The sequence below is a fragment of the Marinovum sp. genome, assembly GCF_048263515.1.
Classification (GTDB): Bacteria; Pseudomonadota; Alphaproteobacteria; order Rhodobacterales; family Rhodobacteraceae; genus Marinovum.
On sequence record NZ_JBLXEC010000007.1, the window covers coordinates 134304 to 150369 of the forward strand.

Here is a 16066-nt window from a genome sequence, read left to right on the forward strand (position 1 = left end):
TTCGTGCGGGGCTGGCTGCGGAGTTGCGTATTTTGGAAAGAGAAGAAGCATCAGGCGGGGCCGCGCCACCCGGGGCGTTTCACCCGGATCGCCTCGACGATGTACTGCGGCGGCTCGGTGGTCTGGGCCGGATAGGTGCCGAAGACCTCGAGCGTCTGGGTGTCGCGGGCGGCGAGGAACCACTTGCCGCAGCCATAGGCGTGGCGCCAGCGCTCGAAGTGGACACCGCGCGGGTTGGCGCGGGAGAACAGGTAGTCGTGGAAGTCGCCGTCACTGGAGCCGGGGCCGTGGCGGGTGAGATGCGCCTCGCCGCCGGGGGTGAGCTCGGTTTCGTCGGTCTGGATGTCGCAATAGGGGCAATGCAGGGTCAGCATGGCAGGCTCCGGTCTTGGCGCAGCAGAAGGCGGGCGCCGAGGGGCGCCCGCCTTGCGGGTGTGAGAATGTCCGGGATGTCAGTCGGACACGGCAGGCGCATCCGGGGCTGGATCGGTGGTCGAGACGGCCGGCGGGTCGGCTTCGGTCTCGGTGAGATCGCCGTCCGTGCCGGCAAGTGCGATCCACAGGATGACGGCAAGGCCGATGAGCGCGGCGACGATCCACATCCAGGGACGGCCGCGCGGGGCGCGGGCGTGCATGGGGTCGGTGTCGGGGTCTGGCATGAAAGAACCTCCTTTCCTGTGACAAGAGATAGGGCCGGATCGGGCCCTTTCACAGGGGACGGGAGGTTTTGCGCCGGCGATCGGCTGAAAGTCGCGGATGGCCGGGGGTGGTGTGCGGTCAGGCCAGTATGGGCGAGGCGCAGAAAAAGGCCCGGCGCGCAGGGCGCGACCGGACCTTTGGTCGGAAAAGCCTCGGGCTTATTGCTCGACGGCGCCTTCGACGGCTTCGCCGGTGCTTTCGACCGCTTCGCCAGCGCCCTCGACGGCCTCGCCGGCGCCTTCGATGGTGACATTGACGTCATTGGCGCCGCCTGCGGTGTCGGGCACATCGGCACCGGCAAAGAGGAACCAGGCGATGACGGCCACGATGACGACAAGGATGCCCACGATGAAGGCCAGGCCGCTGTTGCCGCCGGAGCCGTTCGTGGTGGTCGTGGTGGTGGTGTTGAGGTGTTCGCGTTCTGTGTGGTCGACCATGGTGTTTCTCCTGTGAAGCATGTGTTCACGGGCCTAACGCCACGGGCCGACCGGGGGTTCCAAGGCCCTTGGAGAAAACATGCCGCATTGCGGAAATCCGCCGATGGGGTCAATGCGCTATTCAAAGGCTGTACGCTATGGCTTGGTAAGCTCATACTCAAACTGCTCCCAAGAGATCAAAACTGTACCCAAGACTTGCAACGATCTGCAGGGCGAAACCGAAAAAAATCAAGCCCAACCCAAACGCAGTTAGCCGGATTGACCGCGTCGCAGTCAGTTCGTGTTGAGCGACGGAAGAACTGAGATAATCTAGAGCATTGGCTAAGCCTTCACTCATCATCTCCAACTCACATTTCATTTCTTTAAGAGTTGTCTCGAGTTGAGAGATATTAACTTCGCCGTGTCCCTCAAACAGTCCCTCAGTGAAATCTCCTCTCTCGATTTCGGTTCTAATAAACGGAATGCTTCCGCCTCCCTGAAAGGCCTCTTCTAAATATTTTCGATTTCTTTGAGCGGACAAGCGCTGGTCTCGCTGTATGCTGAGAACGTCCCAGCCTAAAAAAAGAACGCCTACCAAATCCAGACACAGTCCTGATACCGCTAAACTCAATGCGCCACCCCCGCCGCCACGCTTTCGTCGATGAAGCGGCCTTCGCGGAAGCGGTCGAGCGAGAAGGCCTCGGTCAGCGGCGAATGGCCCTTGGCCATCAGTTCCGCCATGCCCCAGCCTGAGCCGGGGATTGCCTTGAAGCCGCCTGTGCCCCAGCCGCAGTTGATGAAACAGCCGTCGAGCGGGGTTTTCGACAGGATCGGAGAGCGGTCGCCGGTCATGTCGACGATGCCGCCCCATTGCCGCAGCATCTTGAGCCGCGAGATCATCGGGAAGGTCTCGATCAGGGCGCGGACGGTTTCCTCGATATGATGGAAGGAGCCGCGCTGGGTGTAGTTGTTGTAGCCGTCGGCGCCGCCGCCGATCACCATCTCGCCCTTGTCGGACTGGCTCATGTAGCCGTGCACGGTGTTGGCCATCACCACCACGTCCATGCAGGGCTTGATCGGTTCCGAGACCAGCGCCTGCAGCGCCACCGATTCCACGGGCAGACGGAAGCCCGCCATCTCGGCCAGAACACCGGAGTGGCCGGCGACCACGAGGCCCAGCTTGTCACAGCCGATGGGGCCCTTGGCGGTCTCGACACCGGTGACGCGGCCGGCCTCCTGGCGGATGCCGGTGACCTCGCATTGCTGGATGATGTGCATGCCCATTGCCGAACAGGCGCGGGCATATCCCCAGGCCACGGCATCATGCCGGGCGGTGCCGCCGCGGGCCTGCCAGAGCGCGCCCAGCACCGGGTAGCGCGGGCCGGAGAGCTCGATGATCGGCACCAGTTCCTTCACGCGGGCGGGCGAGATCCACTCGGTCTGCACGCCCTGCAGCGCATTGGCATGGGCGGTGCGCTGATAGCCGCGCACCTCGTGCTGGGTCTGGGCCAGCATCATCACGCCGCGGGGGCTGAACATGACATTGTAGTTCAGGTCCTGGCTCATCGTCTCGTAGAGCGATCGGGCCTTTTCGTAGATCGCGGCCGAGGGGTCCTGCAGGTAGTTCGAGCGGATGATCGTGGTGTTGCGCCCGGTGTTGCCGCCGCCGAGCCAGCCCTTCTCAATCACTGCCACATTGGTGATGCCGAAGTTCTTGCCCAGGTAATAGGCAGTCGCCAGACCATGCCCGCCGGCGCCGACGATCACCACGTCGTAATGCGATTTCGGGTCCGGCGAGGCCCAGGCGCGCTCCCATCCCAGATGGTAACGTGCGGCCTCGCGGGCGACGGCAAAGGCTGAATATCGCTTCATGTGGCTCGACTCCCAGGTGCGCCTGTCGGGGGCGTTTGTCTGTGGTCCTTCTAGTGGACCTCGGCACTCTGCACGCCGATCAAATCCGCCACAATGCCGATTAATCACGACATCGCTTCGCAAACCGGCATTTCCCCTGCCCGTCCGACAGGTTAGGACGGGGCATGATCGTGGAAGACATCACAGATTTCGCCAGAGCCGTGCCGCCGATGACCGCCATCGCCGGGCTCGACCTCGGTGACAAGACCATCGGCGTGGCGGTCTCTGACAGCTTTCGCTCGGTGGCGACGCCGCTCGAGACCATCAGGCGCAAGAAGTTCGGGCTGGACGCGGCGCGACTGCAGGAGATCCTGAGCAACCGGCAGATCGGCGGGGTGATCCTCGGGCTGCCGCGCAACATGGACGGCTCTGAAGGGCCACGCTGTCAGTCGACCCGGGCCTTTGCGCGGAATTTCTCGCGGCTCTGGGACGGGCCGATCGGTTTCTGGGACGAGCGTTTGTCGACGGTGGCGGCCGAACGGGCGCTGCTCGAGGCGGATACGTCTCGGAAACGTCGCGCCGAGGTGATCGACCACGTCGCAGCCTCTTATATCCTGCAAGGGGTGCTGGACCGGATGCGGCATCTGGGGGACGCATGATCAAGGGGGAACGGATGAAGGACGCGGTCTGGAAGCGCGACGAGATCGAAAGCCCCTGCGTGCAGATCTGTGTCATCCATCCCGAAGCGCGGATCTGCGCCGGCTGCCTGCGGTCGATCGACGAGATCAGCCATTGGTCGAAGATGACGCCCGAGGATCGGGCGGCGATCATGGAAGAGCTGCCGAACCGGCGCAACCACCTGAAAAAGCGCCGCGGCGGACGCGCGGCGCGTGTGGGGCGCAAGGGCCCCTGATCTGGCGCGCGGGGCTCAGGCCTCGCGTTCGAGCACCACGTCCCCGGCATTCAGGCTGCCATAGGCACCGGCGACGATCACGGCGGTCACACTGCCCTGCCCGTCTGTCAGCACCACTTCGGCATCCGTGCCGTCTGCGCCGGCTTGCAGGATCTCGACGCTGGTGTCCTCGTCCATGCCATCGGGCAGCATCAGCAGCAACTGCTCGGAGCCGGCGGCGAAATCGGTGATCACCGGGATGTCGTCTTCGTCCTCGGCGTATTCTTCGGCCTCGGCGGGGTCTTCGGCCTCGGCTTCGGCCACTTCGGTGACGGTCGCGGCGGTGTCTTCCTCCGCTCCGGCCTCGTCCAGCAGCAGGCTGATGTCTTCGGCGCCTTTGTCCTCTGCAACCGCGAGGTCGGCGTCGATTTCGGCGATCTCGTCCTCGTCCTCAAGCGAGGTCAGCAGGGCGTCGAAGTCGACAAGGTCGTCGTCCTCGGCCAGCGCGCTGTCGGCGGCGGCCTCCTCGACCGGCTCTGCGGCGGGTGCTGCGGCAAAGCTCTCGGCCTCTGCGACGTTCTCTTCGGCGGGTTCTGCGACAAGGCTCTCGGCCTCCTCGGCCGCGGCATCCTCGCCATCGCCAGAGCCGGGAAGGAACTTGCCGAGGTCCAGCGCCTGTCCCATCCGGCGGACCTGGCTCAGAAGGTCTTCGCCCTCGCCGCCTTCGTAATCGTCGCCAAGGTGGTATTCATTGGTCGGGACCGACGCCGCTTCCAGCTCGCCGTCATTGCCTGACGGGCTTCCGATTCCGGTCATGCCAGCGATGCCTGCCGCGGCCAGCCCGGTTCCCAACAGCATAATCATTTCCAGCATGGGTCTCTCCTTTTGCCTCGGGATCGGGATACCCGGGCAATTGGGGACGAATTGGACGGAAATGAGATTGTTTCGGATCAGGAAATGGCAGAATTGCGCCTGCCGTCGCGGGCAGACGCAGCAGCGCCTAACCCCAGATCGCCTTGCGCAGCATGTTGAGCGCCACGAGGATCAGGAAGACCGCAAAGACCCGCTTGAGCGGCTTGGGGTCCATCGCATGAGCGATCCGCACGCCGATCGGCGCGGTGGTCAGCGTCATGGCGATGACCACGCCAAAGGCCACGAGGTTGACCGCCCCGACGGTCAGCGGCGGCCGCATCTCCGGCGCGATCTCGAGAAACAGGAAGCCCGCCACAGAAGGCACGGCGATCAGCACGCCGAAGCCCGCCGCCGTCGCCACCGCGCGGTGGATCGGCACGTTGTAGAGGCTCATCAACGGCACGCCGAAACTGCCGCCGCCGATGCCCATGAGCACCGACAGAAAGCCAACCGCCGGCGACAAAAGCGCCCGCCTCAGCCCGCGCGGCATGGCATCGCCCAGCCGCCAATGCGCCTTGCCCAAGCCGAGATAGAGCCCGATGACGATACCCAGCACGCCAAAGAGCGCCTGCAGCGTGACCGAGCGCAGCGAGGCTGCCGCCAGCACCCCCAGCACCGCGCCCACGGCAATGCCCGGCGCCCAGGTCTTGAGGATGTCCCAGTCGACCGCGCCCTTGCGGTTGTGGCTCAGCACCGAACGCATCGAGGTGACGATGATCGTCGCCAGCGAGGTCGCAAGGCACATCTGCATCAGCTGCGGCCCGTCATAGCCAAGCGTCTGGAAGGCATAGAAGAACGCCGGCACCAGGACGATGCCGCCGCCCACTCCGAGCAACCCGGCCAGCACCCCCGCCAGCCCGCCGATGACAATCAGCAGGACAAGCATCTGGATCAGCAACATCGTGTCGGGCATGGGGGATCTCCTTGAAGGGCGTGCCCCGCCTTACACCGCTGTGACGGCAAGGAAAAGCGCCTCAGCCGGCGGTGACCGCCTCGACCTCTGACAGCGCGCGCAGCACCAGGTCCGGGCCCGCGCCTTTCTGCGAGGCGCCCTCGGACAGCACCCGCCGCCACTGCCGCGCCCCCGGCCGCCCGGCAAACAGCCCGAGCATGTGCCGGCTGATCTGGTGCAGCCGTCCGCCGGCGCTCAGATGCGCCTCGATATAGGGCAACATGGCCCGCACCGCGTCGCTTGGCCCCTCCAGCGGCGCCGGGCCGCCATAGATCACCTGGTCCGCCCGGCCGAGGATATCCCAGGGCTGGTGATAGGCCGCCCGGCCGATCATCACCCCGTCGAGCCCGGCCGCAAGGAAGTCCTCTGCCGCCTCGAGGCTGGCAATGCCGCCATTGACCGAAAGATGCAGATGCGGAAAGGCCGCCTTCATCTCCTGCACCAGCGGATAATCCAGCGGCGGTATATCGCGGTTCTCCTTGGGCGAGAGCCCCTGCAGCCAGGCCTTGCGCGCATGGATCGCAAAGCGGCTGACCCCCGCCGCCGAGACCTTTTCAAGGAAATCCGGCAGGACCTCCCGCGGCTCCTGGTCGTCGACACCGATGCGGCATTTGACCGTCACCTCGACGTCGACCTTGCCGATCATCGCCGCACAGCACTCGGCCACCAGCTCGGGCTGCTTCATCAGCACCGCGCCGAAGGTCCCCGATTGCACCCGGTCCGAGGGGCAGCCGACATTGAGGTTGATCTCGTCATACCCCGCCCCGGCCCCCAGCCGCGCCGCCTCCGCCAGCTCTGCCGGGTCGGAGCCCCCAAGCTGCAAGGCCACCGGATGCTCCTCGGGGTTGAACTCCAGCAGATGCACCGCGCCCCCCCGCACCAGCGCCGGCGCGGTGACCATCTCGGTATAGAGCAGCGTCTCGCGCGAGATCAGGCGGTGGAGATAGCGGCAATGGCGGTCGGTCCAGTCCATCATCGGCGCAACACTTAGCCTTGCAGATTGTTCTGCATTATTTTTCAATAACTTAACCTCTTTTCACGCGGAATGTCGCGCTGCACGATTTCCCCGGATTTCCCGGGATTTGGGCCGATTTCCGGGGGTTTTCGATTCCAAGTTGCTACCGTGTAGCACACCAAACCCGGGAGGACACGGCTCCTTCCGGATGCTCCGCCGAGCCCGAGCACCGCCTGTCTGGGTCGCCTGATCGGACCAGGAAATTCGGCATTCAAACCAGAAAACTTCTTTGCAGGTGCGAACCGATTTCCTCTTCACCTTAACGAAGCAGGACCACTTAGACATGACATTCACCGACGAAAGCACCAAAGCCACCCTCGCCAAGATCACCGCGCAGAACGCCGCGCGTCGAGAAGAAGCCTACGGACTGCGCCATCTGGCGAACGAACGCCTGGACTGCGCTCCTGCGAAGGCGCCCAAGGCAGGAGATGGCTCGAAGCCGCCGAAGAAGGACAACAAGACCAATTCGACCAAGTCGAAAGGAAAAACCAAGTTCAATGAGCGCAACATCACGCGCATCCCCACATCTGATGGCCGGGAAACCTACCGAGTTCAGATCCGCCGCCGGGTGAACGGGAAACCACACAGTATTTGCGAGTCCTTCCAGTATCTGAAAAACGCAAAGAAATGGCGGGACCAGAAGCTGGCCGAAATCGAGCTCCACGGTTTTCCGGTTGTCAATCGGCATGCAATTTTGACCCCCTATCGGCGTCCAAAAATGACCCCCTGTTTGGCGCACGTGTAGCTGGCCCGATGCGGTGTAGCCATCATACAGCGCAGCCGTATCGGGCCAGCGGGGCTTGGATTATTCCCTGTTCTTGAAGCGCCAGCTCTCGTTGCCGGTTTCGACGATGTCGCAGTGGTGGGTAAGGCGATCGAGTAATGCCGTCGTCATCTTGGCGTCTCCGAAGACCGATGGCCATTCACCGAAGTCGAGGTTGGTGGTCACGATGACCGAGCTGCGCTCGTAGAGGCGACTGATGAGGTGGAATAGCAACTGGCCGCCGGTCTGGGCGAACGGAAGGTAGCCAAGCTCGTCAAGGATTAGGAAGTCGAGGCGGCACAGTAGGTCAGCCGTGCGCCCCTGCCGGTCGGCACGAGCTTCGGCATCGAGCTTGTTCACCAAGTCCACGGCGTTAAAGAACCGCCCTCGTTTGCCTCGCCGGATGCACGCCCGAGCGATGCTCACAGCAAGGTGGGATTTGCCGGTCCCGGTGCCGCCGATGAGCACAACATTTCGCTGCTGTTCAAGGAAGCCCCCGGCGGCCAGGTCGCGCACCAGCGTCTCGTTGACAGGCGTGCCCTCGAAGCTGAACTCGTCGATCTCTTTCGCCAGAGACAGTTTGGCGATGGTCATTTGGTATTTGATCGAACGCGCCTGCTTCTCGCTGATCTCGGCGTTCAACAAGTCGCCTACCATCTGCTGCGGTTCATGCTGCCGCTTCACCGCCGTGGTGATGATCTCATCGTAGGCGGCCTTCATGCCGTAGAGCTTCAGCTGGCTCATCGCGTCCAGCACCTGTGATCTTTCCATGGTTGGGTCTCCTGAGGCTGTCGTAACGTTGGCAATCGGCCACGGGCTGGCAGGTCAGTCGCAACGCGTCCGGCGTATCAATGGTCAACGGCGGTGGCGGTTCACGATGTCGGGCCAAGATGTTGATGACGACTGAGGCGGCGGGGGCCCCTTCGTTCAGGGCTTCGGCACAGGCAGCATCCACGGCATCCAGCCCGTCGGTTGGGATCATGCTCAGGATCTGAACCATCTGGCGGTCACCATTCGGCACCTTATCAAGCTTGCGCTGCACTCGCCTGATCGCGGGCGGCAACTCCCAGTCCTTGAACGGCGCTCCGTTCCTGAGGGCACCGGGTTTGCGGGCCAGCACCGGAATGTAGTGCAGCGGGTCGTAGATAGCCTTGTCGCGGCCGAACGACCGGGAATGTTGCCCCACGATCTTGCCGTCCTGCCAGAACTCGACCCACTCGGCATAGGCGCGGATCTCGACAGGGCGACCAACAGCGCGGCCATCCACGGAGTAGCGGTTCTTGTCGAAGCGAACGAGACAGGTCTTCGACACGGACGCCGGCACGGCATGGAAGCCGTCGAAAGGCCCGACATAAGGCACCAGGCTCGCGCGCTCTTCCTCGAATAATTCCCAGATTGTCCGGTTACGCAGTTCCGGATGCGGATGGGACTTGGCCCAAGCCACACAGCGGTCCTCGAGCCAGGCGTTGAGCTCGGCATAGCTCCTGAACTTCGGTCTGGGCACGAAGAACCGTCGCCTGACAACCCCAACCTGGTTCTCGACCTGTCCCTTCTCCCAGCCAGAGGCAGGTGTGCAGGCGACCGGGTCGACCAAGTAGTGCCCGCACATCTGCTGGAACCGGCGATTGTAGGCGCGGTCGCGGCCGACGAAGATCGTGTCCACCGCGGTCTTCATGTTGTCGTAGATCCCCCGAGCGCAAGCGCCGCCGAAGAAGGCGAAGGCCTTGTCGTGGGCGTCGAAGACCATCTCTTGCGTCTCGCGCGGGTAGGCTCGCACGAACAGCATCCGGCTGTGGCACAGCCGGACGTGGGCAACCTTCACAGTAGTTGTTGCGCCATCGATCACTACGATCTCGTGGCTCCAATCGAATTGGTAGGCCTCGCCTGGGTCGAAGATCAGCGGCACATAGGCAGCGGCCGAGGCCTCCTGTTCCTCCTTGGACCACGTGGCCGCATATCGCCGGACCGCATCATAGCCGCCATCATATCCTCGGGCCCGGAGTTCCTCGAAGATGCGGATGCGGGTCAGTCGCTCGCGTTTGGGCTTTCGGGCGTTGGCCGCCAGCATCTCGTCGAGCATGCCTTTCCAAGGCCCGATCTTCGGCTGAGGCTGGATCGTGCGTTCATAGGTCATCTCCGTCACGCCGGATCGGATCACCTTCCGCACCGTATTCCGCGAAACCCGCAGTTCCCGGCAGATCTGCTTAATCGGCTTCTTGTCCTGAAAATACGCCCGACGGATCTTCGCAATCGTCTCCACAACCAACATCCCACACTGTGCTCCCCGATGATCTCAGGGGCATCATCCACATCAGTGTAAGGGGGTCATTTTTGGACGCCGATAACCCCGATACGGGGTCAAAATTGCACGCCTGTTCACATGCAGATTACGGCGAAGAGTTCCTGAGCCAGTTCGAAGATAACGCGCGGCAGTTTTCGGATTTCCGCACAACGGTCTCGAACGCATTGCAGCCGTTCCGCCCTGGCGGGCCGCTCGCCGATGCCGTCTCGCGCTCGGATGTGCGTTTCCAGGACCTCAAGACACAGCCGACGACGGTTTATGTGATGATCCCAGCCGAGCGCATCGCCGAATATGGCGTGTGGCTGGCGCTGGTCTCGCAGCATGCCATCAATGCCGTTGCGGCGGAGCGCAACAATCGCCCCGTGCTGTTCCTGCTCGATGAGTTTGCCAACATGGGCAAGATCGCGGGACTGGCCGAAGCGCTAACGCTGCTGCCAGGCTTTGGCGTGCGCGTCTGGGCCATCGTGCAAGACCTTTCGCATTTGGTGCAGGTCTATGGCCGCGAGACGACAAACATCATCCTGAGCCAATCCGAAGTGAAGCAATTCTTCGCCGTCCAGGACATGGACCTTGCCGTGCGGCTTTCACGCCTCCTTGGCGAAAGCTCGATCATCACCCGCAACTATAATCTCGGCCAGCGCGACGATCACGAGGTCGGCGTCAGCGTGTCGGAGCGCGGCGTGCCCCTGATGCTGCCGCAAGAGATCATGGCGCTGCCCGATGAGCGCCAGCTCCTGTTCGTCAAAACGGCTCCGCCAGTTCTCGCCGAGAAGGTTCCCTTCTGGGACGTGTCGCCTTGGCGCGACTGGGCCGATCCGAACCCGATGGAAGGCGACCACCCGCGCAGCGGCAAGACCGCCTTTCGCCTGCGCTATTCCAAAGAAAAGAGGCAGTCATGAGCGAGATCAAGATCGAAGTCGTCAGTCGCAAGGGACCGCGACCGAAAAAAACCAAACCGAGCGGCGGGAAGCGCCCCACGATCCTTGACGCACGGCGCGCGGCGCGCCTCCGCAAGCTCCGTGTGGTCCTGTGGCTGCTCAAGCCGCGCGTCGCGACCTGGGGGCTGGCTACCATCCTCTATGTGGTTTTGGCGTACGGCACGCCGCACCTGCTCGTGACCTTTCGCTGTGGCGGCAGCGGAAGCCACGTCCACTGCGCGTCCTGCAACTATTTCGGCCTGCAAGGCATGCGCACGCAGTACGGGCGCGACGGGGCGTGCAGCATCGTCACCTTGCTGCCCGTCGATTGGCGGGCCGTACGCAACCAAATCGTCGGCACCGAAACATAAGAACAGAGGCAAGTCATGAATCTCTTGAGTAATCATTGGGCATTGATGCGGGGCAAGCCCGTCATCAAACAATCGAGCGGGAGCGCCGAACTGCGCGCGATGCATCGCCGCGCATGCAGCGGCGAAGAAGAGCCGCGCGTCGTGCGATTCATCGGCTTCGCGGGAATTTCGGTGATCTTGCTCGCGCATTACGGGCCTGATGTCGGACACAATGCGACCAGCAACGTTCTGCTCGACGGTGCCGAGTTCGCCGTTGTTGGTCTCCTGAACGCAGCCGAACGTCTTACTGCTGTCGCGGAAGCACAGTCGCTTGACGTGCCACTTGAAAGTCTGCGCGGCTGGGGGCTCGCCGCCCTGTGGGCAGCGGGAGCCTGGGCTGTTCGCTCAACGCGGCTCATTGATCTACTGGGCTGGCTTGTGAATCGCGAGACGGTCTCGGTCAGAGTCAGCGCCGAAGAGATCACGGTCAGACGTCGCGCGCTGAGCCTTGGCAAGAGGATCAAGCGCGAAGTCATCCGTGGCGTAGAGGTCATTACCGAAAGCCCGCACGGGCATGAGGTTGTCATCCTGCACGATGGCGGCGTTCTGAACGTCGCGAGCATCCATGGCGAGAAGTCGCGCGCGCTCCTTTTTAAAATGCGCCTCGACGATCTGCTTGCCGATCACCGCAACCAGAATATCGACAAGGCGGCGAACGCATCGTTCGGCGGCTCTGTCCAATAGCGAGAGGTGCACCAAGCACCCGAAAGCTACTTCAACACTAACCCGAGAAAGGAAACCTCATGTCGGGAACACCTCAAGACCAAGGCCGGAATGATGCCCAATCGGGCAAAGGCCCTAAGAATACGAGCAACATGCCGCATCAAGCGGCGAATGCTTACGACGCCGGTTACCAAGACGGCAAGAAATAAGACAGTGCGGGGCTGGCGCAAGTTGGCCCCGCATCCCACCGCAAGCGCCCCATTAGAACCCCCTAATATTCTTGGGAAATTTGCCGAGAAGTGGCTGTGAGCGGTATAATTGAGGTATAGGCAATCCGTTTTGCCTGGAAGGGATCAACAATGAAAGACGAGACAAGAGCAGAGTCTCCGATGGTCATCGGTGATGACTTTTCGCGCGTGGCGAAAAAGACCCTGACCATCGATGTCGACAAATATCAGGCATATCTAGACGGTGCCGATATGACGCCCGAGCAGAAGGATGAATATCTGCGCGCCGTTTGGAGTGTTGTTATGACGTTTGTGGAACTCGGCTTCGGCGTCCATCCGCTGCAAGAAGTCTGGGGAAAAGACGCCGAAGCCCTTGATTACAAGGGTGAAAAGGATTCCAATGGGAACAGATCAAAAGAAGAACAAGAAAGAATGCGTGGGCCGCAAGGGCGGGCACCGCGCGGATTGGAGTCCAGATGAACGCATTAGATCAAGGAGTTAAGTCCGAGTGCGGGACGGCGGCGGTCATTTATTGCCGTGTGTCGAGCACCAAGCAAAAGGTTGAAGGCAGCGGGCTGGAAAGCCAGGAACATCGCTGCCGTCAATACGCGCTAGCTCAGGGCTATGAGGTTGCTGCTGTATTCCCTGATGACGCATCGGGCGGTGGTGATTTTATGAAGCGCCCGGGCATGGTAGCGCTTCTCAGCTTCCTTGATGCACAGCCTGACAAGGAATTCGTCGTCATCTTCGACGACCTCAAGCGCTTTGCGCGGGATACGGAATTCCATATCAAGTTGCGGCGCGAATTTCAGACTCGCGGGGCGAGGATCGAGTGCCTGAACTTCAAACTCGACGACACGCCAGAGGGCAAGTTTGTCGAAACGATTTTCGCTGCGCAAGGCGAGTTGGAACGTGAACAAAATCGCCGTCAGGTGATTCAGAAAATGAAAGCCCGCGTTGAAAAAGGCTACTACGTATTCTGCCCCCCCGTCGGCTATCGGTTCGCCAAAGATCGTGTTCACGGCAAGCTACTGGTGCGCGATGAACCTGTCGCGTCCATCGTGGCCGAGGCTTTGGAAGGGTTCGCTGCGGGACGGTTTGCCTCACAAAGCGAGGTCGTGCGCTTCTTCGAGTCCAAGCCTGACTTCCCGAAGTCATCAAGCGATGGCAGCGTGCGCATTACCAAGGCTAAAGAGATTCTCGAACGTCCGACATACGCAGGATACGTCGAGGCACCATCTTGGGGCATTGGTCTTCGCAAGGGCCATCATGAGCCGCTAATCAGCTTTGAAACTCATGAGCGCATTCAGGACCTCTTGCGGGGTGCCACACACGCTCCGGCTCGAAAGGATATCAACGAGGACTTTCCGCTTCGAGGCTTTGTGCTCTGTGACGATTGCGGGGAACCCATGACGTCGTGTTGGTCCAAAGGACGCAATAAGCATTATCCCTACTACCTATGCGACACCCCGACGTGCGCATCGAAACGCAAATCGATCCCGCGCGCCGATATTGAAGGCGGCGCGGAAGCACTGTTGCGATCACTGCAGCCCGCCAAGCAGCTCTACGAACTCGTAAGAGCGATGTTCATCGACGCATGGAACATGCGGCTGTCAGAGGCGCAACAAGAGCAGACCACGATAAAGGTTCAGATCAAGGACGTTGAAGATCAGATCGAATCTCTGATGGACCGGATCGTCGATGCGAGCAGCCCTTCCGTTATTCAAGCCTATGAGACGCGGATTGAAAAATTGGAACGGCAGAAGATCAGATTGAGCGAGCAAGCTCAAAAAAAGGTGCCTCCGAAGGGACACCTGGAGGAATTTATCGAACACGCCCTGGAATTTCTAGCAAACCCTTGGAAACTCTACGAAAAGGGCGGCCTCGCCTTCAAGCGGACAGTGCTTAAATTGGCCTTTGTGGAGCCATTGCGCTACAGCCGTGAAGAAGGTTATCGAACCGCGAAAACCACCTTTCCATTCAAGGTGTTAGCGGCAATTTCAACCCTAAAAAGCGAGATGGTGGAGCCTAGGGGAGTCGAACCCCTGACCTCTACAATGCCATTGTAGCGCTCTCCCAACTGAGCTAAGGCCCCGATCCGATGACGCGTCGTCCTCGTGACGGGCGTATTAGGGAAAGGCGCAGGGAGGTTCAAGCGAAAATCTTCCCCCCTGTGCCACTTTTTTTCAGATCAGGAGTCGTCGTCTTCCGAAGCAACGTCGGCGATCTCTTCCAGCGGGACGTTGTCGTCGTCATCCTCGTCCTCGAGGATGTCATCGTCGAGATCCACATCGACATCCGCATCATCATCGTCCAGCACGACCTCGTCTTCCGGCGCGGCTTTCTTGGCCGAAGCGGCATCCTCGGCATCGGCTTCGATCATGCGGTTCTTGGACTGGTCGAACTCCAGCACTTCGCCCGTATAGGGGCTGACGATCGGATTGGCGTTCAGGTCATAGAATCGCTTGCCGGTGGTCGGGCAAAGGCGTTTCGTTCCCCATTCTTCCTTGGGCATCTGGGTCCCTCTTACACTTTCAGTCTTGCGGGCAATTGCGGTCCCCTGCCATAAGACCTGTGCCCGTGTCAAAGCCTTTGGCAAAAGGCACACGGTTCGGCAGTTCAAGGACCCCATATGGGCCAACATTCGCTTCCCGGCAACCCCCCGGTCCCGCTTCAGATGCGCACATCGGCGCGGGCGCGGCGGATCACCCTGCGGATCTCCTCGCTCGACGGCACCGTGACCCTGACCCGCCCGCGCGGCGTCTCGGAACGCGCGGCGCTGGCCTTTGCCCGGGAAAAGGAAGCCTGGCTGCGCGATCATCTGGAAAAACAGGACGATGGCGTTGACGTGGGCCTGGGCGCGGTGCTGCCGATCGAGGGCCAGGCGCGCCAGGTGATGGCCGGCGGGGGGCGCCGCGTGCTGCTGGAGCCCGGCCGCGTGCTGGTGCCGGGGCCCGAGGACCGCGTCGCCTCGCGGCTCTTGGGCTTTCTCAAGACCCATGCCCGCGGCCGGCTGGCCGAGGCCTCCGACCGCTACGCCGCCCGGCTGGGGCGCGGCTACACCCGGCTCACGCTGCGCGACACCCGCTCGCGCTGGGGCAGCTGCACCGCCGACGGCGGGCTGATGTATTCCTGGCGGCTGATTCTCGCCCCGCCCGAGGTGCTCGACTACGTCGCCGCACATGAGGTGGCGCATCTGCAGGAGATGAACCATTCGGCCGACTTCTGGGCGGTGGTGACCCGGCTCTACGGCCCCTATCAGGCACAACGCCGCTGGCTGCACCGCGAAGGCGCGGCGCTTCACCGCATCCGCTTTTCCTGAAGCCTGTTGCGGGCGGCAAGATTTGTGATCACACTCTCACCATGTTGATGAATCCCAAGCCAGACAGCGCCGTCTCGACCCATGACAAGGTCTATCGCGGGCTGCGTTCGCAGATCATGTACGGCGAGATCGCCCCCGGCGCGGCCCTGACCCTGCGTGGCATCGGCGCCGAATACGGTGTCTCGATGACCCCCGCGCGCGAAGCGGTACGCCGCTTGGTGGCCGAAGGCGCGCTCTCGCTGTCCTCCTCGGGCCGCGTCGCCACGCCCGAGCTCTCCAACGACCGGATCGAGGAACTGGCGGCGTTGCGCTCGCTGCTCGAGGTCGAACTGGCCAGCCGCGCCCTGCCGCGGGCGCATATAGCGCTGATCGAACGGTTGCATTCGATCAACCTGACGATTGCCGACGTGATCTCGAATCGCGATGCCGTGGGCTATATCCGCGCCAATCTCGAGTTCCACCGCACGCTCTACCTGCGGGCGCAGGCCCCGGCGATGCTGGCGATGGCGGAAACTGTCTGGCTGCAACTGGGCCCGACGATGCGCGCGCTCTACGGACGGTTGCGCCGCACCGAAGCCCCGCATTTCCACCGTCTGATCATCGCCGCCCTCAAGGCAGGCGACGAACCCGGGTTGCGTCTCGCCGTCCGCTCCGACGTCACCCAAGGCCTCAGGATGCTGGCCAACTAGCGCCAGCCCCGCATCTTCCTCTTGCACAAAATACCC

At 62.2% G+C, this 16066-nt stretch carries 21 protein-coding genes and 1 tRNA gene; 10 read left to right on the plus strand and 12 right to left on the minus strand.

Annotated elements, in window-relative coordinates:
• Window positions 1–50: 50 nt before the first annotated feature.
• From ACN0SE_RS09130 to ACN0SE_RS09150, 5 genes are all read right to left on the minus strand, one after another.
• Window positions 51–374, minus strand: a complete 324-nt coding sequence (locus ACN0SE_RS09130) for a sarcosine oxidase subunit delta (protein ID WP_417524212.1) — start codon at window positions 372–374, stop codon at window positions 51–53.
• Between the two features lie 78 nt (window positions 375–452).
• Window positions 453–659, minus strand: coding sequence for a hypothetical protein (locus tag ACN0SE_RS09135; RefSeq protein ID WP_417524213.1), 207 nt, complete (start codon window positions 657–659; stop codon window positions 453–455).
• Between the two features lie 198 nt (window positions 660–857).
• On the minus strand, window positions 858–1136 hold the full coding sequence (locus ACN0SE_RS09140; protein ID WP_417524214.1) for a hypothetical protein: 279 nt from the start codon (window positions 1134–1136) through the stop codon (window positions 858–860).
• Between the two features lie 157 nt (window positions 1137–1293).
• Complete coding sequence (locus tag ACN0SE_RS09145; RefSeq protein WP_417524215.1) at window positions 1294–1746, minus strand: hypothetical protein; 453 nt, start codon at window positions 1744–1746, stop codon at window positions 1294–1296.
• The gene (locus ACN0SE_RS09150; RefSeq protein ID WP_417524216.1) at window positions 1743–2987 is read right to left on the minus strand and encodes a sarcosine oxidase subunit beta family protein; all 1245 of its coding nucleotides are present in this window, start codon (window positions 2985–2987) and stop codon (window positions 1743–1745) included. The genes ACN0SE_RS09145 and ACN0SE_RS09150 overlap by 4 nt, the downstream gene beginning before the upstream one ends.
• 164 nt (window positions 2988–3151) lie before the next feature.
• Here ACN0SE_RS09150 and ruvX point away from each other — a divergent pair, with 164 nt between their 5' ends.
• Window positions 3152–3625, plus strand: coding sequence for a Holliday junction resolvase RuvX (gene ruvX, locus ACN0SE_RS09155; RefSeq protein WP_417524217.1), 474 nt, complete (start codon window positions 3152–3154; stop codon window positions 3623–3625).
• A 14-nt stretch (window positions 3626–3639) separates the two neighbouring features.
• Complete coding sequence (locus tag ACN0SE_RS09160; RefSeq protein WP_417524274.1) at window positions 3640–3879, plus strand: DUF1289 domain-containing protein; 240 nt, start codon at window positions 3640–3642, stop codon at window positions 3877–3879.
• A 15-nt stretch (window positions 3880–3894) separates the two neighbouring features.
• Here the strand turns inward: ACN0SE_RS09160 and ACN0SE_RS09165 are convergent, their stop codons facing one another.
• The 3 genes from ACN0SE_RS09165 to dusA form a co-directional block, all read right to left on the minus strand.
• Entirely contained in the window at window positions 3895–4731 is an 837-nt protein-coding gene (locus ACN0SE_RS09165; protein WP_417524218.1) for a hypothetical protein, read from the minus strand.
• 127 nt (window positions 4732–4858) lie between these two features.
• Complete coding sequence (locus ACN0SE_RS09170; protein WP_417524219.1) at window positions 4859–5683, minus strand: sulfite exporter TauE/SafE family protein; 825 nt, start codon at window positions 5681–5683, stop codon at window positions 4859–4861.
• A 61-nt stretch (window positions 5684–5744) separates the two neighbouring features.
• Complete coding sequence (gene dusA / locus ACN0SE_RS09175) at window positions 5745–6698, minus strand: tRNA dihydrouridine(20/20a) synthase DusA (RefSeq protein WP_417524220.1); 954 nt, start codon at window positions 6696–6698, stop codon at window positions 5745–5747.
• Window positions 6699–7020: 322 nt separating this feature from the next.
• Here dusA and ACN0SE_RS09180 point away from each other — a divergent pair, with 322 nt between their 5' ends.
• Window positions 7021–7482 (plus strand): hypothetical protein, encoded by a 462-nt coding sequence (locus ACN0SE_RS09180; RefSeq protein ID WP_417524221.1) that lies wholly within the window; start codon window positions 7021–7023, stop codon window positions 7480–7482.
• 60 nt (window positions 7483–7542) lie between these two features.
• On the opposite strand, the gene istB is transcribed toward ACN0SE_RS09180, so the two are convergent.
• Together istB and istA are read right to left on the minus strand one after the other, a co-directional pair.
• Complete coding sequence (gene istB / locus ACN0SE_RS09185) at window positions 7543–8271, minus strand: IS21-like element ISPkr1 family helper ATPase IstB (RefSeq protein ID WP_417523913.1); 729 nt, start codon at window positions 8269–8271, stop codon at window positions 7543–7545.
• A complete protein-coding gene (gene istA / locus ACN0SE_RS09190; protein ID WP_417523914.1) occupies window positions 8201–9769 on the minus strand; it encodes an IS21 family transposase in 1569 nt (522 codons plus the stop codon). Before istA ends, istB begins: the two co-directional genes overlap by 71 nt.
• A 62-nt stretch (window positions 9770–9831) precedes the next feature.
• On the opposite strand from istA, the gene ACN0SE_RS09195 reads away from it, so the two are divergent.
• From ACN0SE_RS09195 to ACN0SE_RS09215, 5 genes are all read left to right on the plus strand, one after another.
• Entirely contained in the window at window positions 9832–10701 is an 870-nt protein-coding gene (locus tag ACN0SE_RS09195) for a type IV secretory system conjugative DNA transfer family protein (protein WP_417524222.1), read from the plus strand.
• The gene (locus tag ACN0SE_RS09200) at window positions 10698–11090 is read left to right on the plus strand and encodes a hypothetical protein (protein WP_417524223.1); all 393 of its coding nucleotides are present in this window, start codon (window positions 10698–10700) and stop codon (window positions 11088–11090) included. Before ACN0SE_RS09195 ends, ACN0SE_RS09200 begins: the two co-directional genes overlap by 4 nt.
• 15 nt (window positions 11091–11105) lie before the next feature.
• On the plus strand, window positions 11106–11813 hold the full coding sequence (locus tag ACN0SE_RS09205; protein WP_417524224.1) for a hypothetical protein: 708 nt from the start codon (window positions 11106–11108) through the stop codon (window positions 11811–11813).
• Window positions 11814–12151: 338 nt separating this feature from the next.
• Window positions 12152–12499, plus strand: a complete 348-nt coding sequence (locus tag ACN0SE_RS09210) for a hypothetical protein (RefSeq protein ID WP_417524225.1) — start codon at window positions 12152–12154, stop codon at window positions 12497–12499.
• On the plus strand, window positions 12496–14088 hold the full coding sequence (locus ACN0SE_RS09215) for a recombinase family protein (RefSeq protein ID WP_417524275.1): 1593 nt from the start codon (window positions 12496–12498) through the stop codon (window positions 14086–14088). The genes ACN0SE_RS09210 and ACN0SE_RS09215 overlap by 4 nt, the downstream gene beginning before the upstream one ends.
• Here the strand turns inward: ACN0SE_RS09215 and ACN0SE_RS09220 are convergent.
• Window positions 14039–14114 (minus strand) — tRNA-Ala (locus ACN0SE_RS09220). The genes ACN0SE_RS09215 and ACN0SE_RS09220 overlap by 50 nt on opposite strands.
• Before the next feature lie 96 nt (window positions 14115–14210).
• Entirely contained in the window at window positions 14211–14534 is a 324-nt protein-coding gene (locus ACN0SE_RS09225) for a TIGR02300 family protein (protein WP_417524226.1), read from the minus strand.
• Window positions 14535–14651: 117 nt separating this feature from the next.
• Between ACN0SE_RS09225 and ACN0SE_RS09230 the strand changes: the two genes are divergently transcribed.
• Together ACN0SE_RS09230 and ACN0SE_RS09235 are read left to right on the plus strand one after the other, a co-directional pair.
• Window positions 14652–15341, plus strand: coding sequence for a M48 family metallopeptidase (locus ACN0SE_RS09230; RefSeq protein ID WP_417524227.1), 690 nt, complete (start codon window positions 14652–14654; stop codon window positions 15339–15341).
• A 41-nt stretch (window positions 15342–15382) separates the two neighbouring features.
• Window positions 15383–16030, plus strand: a complete 648-nt coding sequence (locus ACN0SE_RS09235; protein WP_417524228.1) for a GntR family transcriptional regulator — start codon at window positions 15383–15385, stop codon at window positions 16028–16030.
• Window positions 16031–16066 lie beyond the last annotated feature (36 nt).

What these genes read in the sequence shown, in the direction of transcription:
- ACN0SE_RS09170 (WP_417524219.1), bottom strand. Translation starts at nt 5,683, where the DNA reads ATGCCCGACACGATGTTGCTGATCCAGATGCTTGTCCTGCTGATTGTC.
- ACN0SE_RS09135 (WP_417524213.1), bottom strand. Translation starts at nt 659, where the DNA reads ATGCCAGACCCCGACACCGACCCCATGCACGCCCGCGCCCCGCGCGGC.
- istB (WP_417523913.1), bottom strand. Translation starts at nt 8,271, where the DNA reads ATGGAAAGATCACAGGTGCTGGACGCGATGAGCCAGCTGAAGCTCTAC.
- istA (WP_417523914.1), bottom strand. Translation starts at nt 9,769, where the DNA reads ATGTTGGTTGTGGAGACGATTGCGAAGATCCGTCGGGCGTATTTTCAG.
- ruvX (WP_417524217.1), top strand. Translation starts at nt 3,152, where the DNA reads ATGATCGTGGAAGACATCACAGATTTCGCCAGAGCCGTGCCGCCGATG.
- ACN0SE_RS09225 (WP_417524226.1), bottom strand. Translation starts at nt 14,534, where the DNA reads ATGCCCAAGGAAGAATGGGGAACGAAACGCCTTTGCCCGACCACCGGC.
- ACN0SE_RS09215 (WP_417524275.1), top strand. Translation starts at nt 12,496, where the DNA reads ATGAACGCATTAGATCAAGGAGTTAAGTCCGAGTGCGGGACGGCGGCG.
- ACN0SE_RS09235 (WP_417524228.1), top strand. Translation starts at nt 15,383, where the DNA reads ATGTTGATGAATCCCAAGCCAGACAGCGCCGTCTCGACCCATGACAAG.
- ACN0SE_RS09130 (WP_417524212.1), bottom strand. Translation starts at nt 374, where the DNA reads ATGCTGACCCTGCATTGCCCCTATTGCGACATCCAGACCGACGAAACC.
- ACN0SE_RS09205 (WP_417524224.1), top strand. Translation starts at nt 11,106, where the DNA reads ATGAATCTCTTGAGTAATCATTGGGCATTGATGCGGGGCAAGCCCGTC.
- ACN0SE_RS09160 (WP_417524274.1), top strand. Translation starts at nt 3,640, where the DNA reads ATGAAGGACGCGGTCTGGAAGCGCGACGAGATCGAAAGCCCCTGCGTG.
- dusA (WP_417524220.1), bottom strand. Translation starts at nt 6,698, where the DNA reads ATGATGGACTGGACCGACCGCCATTGCCGCTATCTCCACCGCCTGATC.
- ACN0SE_RS09165 (WP_417524218.1), bottom strand. Translation starts at nt 4,731, where the DNA reads ATGCTGGAAATGATTATGCTGTTGGGAACCGGGCTGGCCGCGGCAGGC.
- ACN0SE_RS09230 (WP_417524227.1), top strand. Translation starts at nt 14,652, where the DNA reads ATGGGCCAACATTCGCTTCCCGGCAACCCCCCGGTCCCGCTTCAGATG.
- ACN0SE_RS09180 (WP_417524221.1), top strand. Translation starts at nt 7,021, where the DNA reads ATGACATTCACCGACGAAAGCACCAAAGCCACCCTCGCCAAGATCACC.
- ACN0SE_RS09140 (WP_417524214.1), bottom strand. Translation starts at nt 1,136, where the DNA reads ATGGTCGACCACACAGAACGCGAACACCTCAACACCACCACCACGACC.
- ACN0SE_RS09150 (WP_417524216.1), bottom strand. Translation starts at nt 2,987, where the DNA reads ATGAAGCGATATTCAGCCTTTGCCGTCGCCCGCGAGGCCGCACGTTAC.
- ACN0SE_RS09210 (WP_417524225.1), top strand. Translation starts at nt 12,152, where the DNA reads ATGAAAGACGAGACAAGAGCAGAGTCTCCGATGGTCATCGGTGATGAC.
- ACN0SE_RS09200 (WP_417524223.1), top strand. Translation starts at nt 10,698, where the DNA reads ATGAGCGAGATCAAGATCGAAGTCGTCAGTCGCAAGGGACCGCGACCG.